This is a genomic window from Ilyobacter sp., from assembly GCF_041583315.1.
Lineage (GTDB): Bacteria > Fusobacteriota > Fusobacteriia > Fusobacteriales > Fusobacteriaceae > Ilyobacter.
This window is the reverse complement of record NZ_JBFHGC010000488.1, coordinates 1-2216: the sequence shown is the minus strand read 5'-3', so window position 1 is coordinate 2216 and position 2216 is coordinate 1. Positions and strand designations below refer to the sequence as shown.

At 34.1% G+C, this 2216-nt stretch carries 2 protein-coding genes; both read right to left on the bottom strand.

Translation table 11 applies throughout. The features are described from left to right. Window positions 1-226 precede the first annotated feature (226 nt). The gene (locus ABZA26_RS13280; protein ID WP_372714984.1) at window positions 227-424 is read right to left on the bottom strand and encodes a helix-turn-helix domain-containing protein; all 198 of its coding nucleotides are present in this window, start codon (window positions 422-424) and stop codon (window positions 227-229) included. Window positions 425-692: 268 nt separating this feature from the next. Next, on the bottom strand, window positions 693-2216 hold a 1524-nt coding region (gene guaA / locus ABZA26_RS13275; protein WP_372714983.1), incomplete at its 5' end, for a glutamine-hydrolyzing GMP synthase.

Here is a 2216-nt window from a genome sequence, read left to right as displayed (position 1 = left end):
GCTGGTGCGAGTGAACTAACTGTTGCTTTTGAATATGAAGATGAAGACGGAGAAATAACATATTATTATGATACTTTAGATCTTTATTCGAATTAATTTTCAAACTAAAAAAATCATTGGGTCTTTCCCAAATTCCGTGTAAATTATATTCCTAGCCATTTATAGGTGATCCACTGGATCACCTTTTTAAATTAAATATTTATCCCATAATTGAATAATTATTTTATTAATTTTTAAAATCAAATATATCATTTGGTGTTACATCAAGTGCCTTACAAATGTTTTCTATTATAGAGTATTTAACCGCCATTGTTCTATTATTAACTAAATTAAACATGGTTTTATAAGTGACTTCACATTGAACAGCCAGCCAATAGACGGATTTTTCTTTTTGTTTGAGAATTTCTTTAAGTCTCACTTGCATATTACTACCTCCTTATTCATCTATATGATGCGAGGGCACCCTTTTTAGAGTGCCCTCGTAGTTATGAAGAAGAAAAATTTATATTAATATCCTCTTCAAGATTATTAGAAAAAATCCTTTTTTAATAATCTTTTTTTATAATTTGGTAATTACTAAAATTATGCTTATCATTTTTGTTTGATTTTTTATTATTAGGATCATTTTAGGATCAATTTTTAGTGCGTTACTCTCAATCTCTTTGTTTTCAAGCACTAAAATTTATTAGAGACTATTCCCACTCAATTGTTGCAGGTGGCTTCGAAGAAATATCATAGGTCATTCTATTTATGCCCTTTACTTCATTTATTATTCTATTTGAAACTTTCTCCAAAAAATCATATGGAAGTCTAGACCATGTTGCAGTCATGAAGTCTGTAGTATCTGCTGATCTTAGTACAGCAGTGTATTCATAAGTTCTTTCGTCTCCCATTACCCCCACGGATTTCACCGGAAGGAGTACAACAAAAGCTTGACTCACTTTACTGTAAAGACCTTCGTTTCTGAGTTCCTCTATAAATATATCATCAGCTTCTCTTAGAATGTCAGCCTTTTCCCTGCTGACTTCTCCTAAAATTCTGATTCCCAATCCTGGTCCTGGGAAAGGGTGTCTGTCTATCATATGGTCCGGTATTCCTAACTCTCTTCCTACCTGTCTTACCTCATCCTTAAACAGCTCTCTTAGAGGCTCTAATAATTCAAATTCCATCTCTTCTGGGAGTCCCCCTACATTGTGATGAGACTTTATTGTTGCAGAAGGTCCTTTTACAGATTGAGATTCTATTACATCAGGATAGATTGTTCCCTGAGCAAGAAAATCTGCATCTTTAAATCTTCTCTTTTGATCTTCAAAAATATAAATAAACTCTTTACCTATTATTTTTCTTTTCTCTTCTGGATCACTTACTCCCTCTAATTTGGAAAGGAATCTGTCCTCTGCATCTATACATTCTATATTTATATTATAGTGCTCACCATAAGTCTCCATTACTTTTTTAGCTTCATTTTTCCTCATAAGTCCTGTGTCTACGAAGAAACAATTGAGTTGGTCCCCTATAGCTTTATGTATAAGAACCGCTGCAACTGATGAATCAACTCCTCCTGAAAGAGCAAGTATGACCTTTTTATCTCCTACTTTTTCCTTTATATCTTTAACTGTTGATTCGATATAGTTCCCCATCGACCAGTTTTTTTCACATTCTGCTACATTAAAAACAAAGTTTTCAAGCATCTGCTTTCCATAAACAGAGTGAGTTACTTCTGGATGGAATTGAACACAATAAAATTTTCTGTCTGCATCACATACTGTTGCTATAGAAGAATCTGTATGAGCTATCTGTTCAAATCCTTGAGCTATTTCAGTTACATGGTCTCCGTGACTCATCCAAACTTGTGAATTATCAGGTATACAATCAAAGAAAGGATTTTTTTTATCGTCTATTACCAGTTCAGCTTTTCCAAATTCCTGCTTATCAGCTTTTGCTACTTTCCCTCCAAGTAGGTGCATTGTCAGTTGCATTCCATAGCATATTCCCAAAACAGGTATCCCCAATTCGTATATTTCTTTATCTATAGTCGGTGCTCCGTCAAGATATACTGAGGCTGGTCCTCCTGACAAGATTATCCCCTTTGGTTCTCTCTCCTTGATTTTTTCAAGGTCTTCAAAATAAGGTACAACTTCTGCATAAACGCCCATCTCTCTTACTCTTCTCGCAATAAGTTGGTTGTACTGTGAACCAAAATCTAATATGATGAT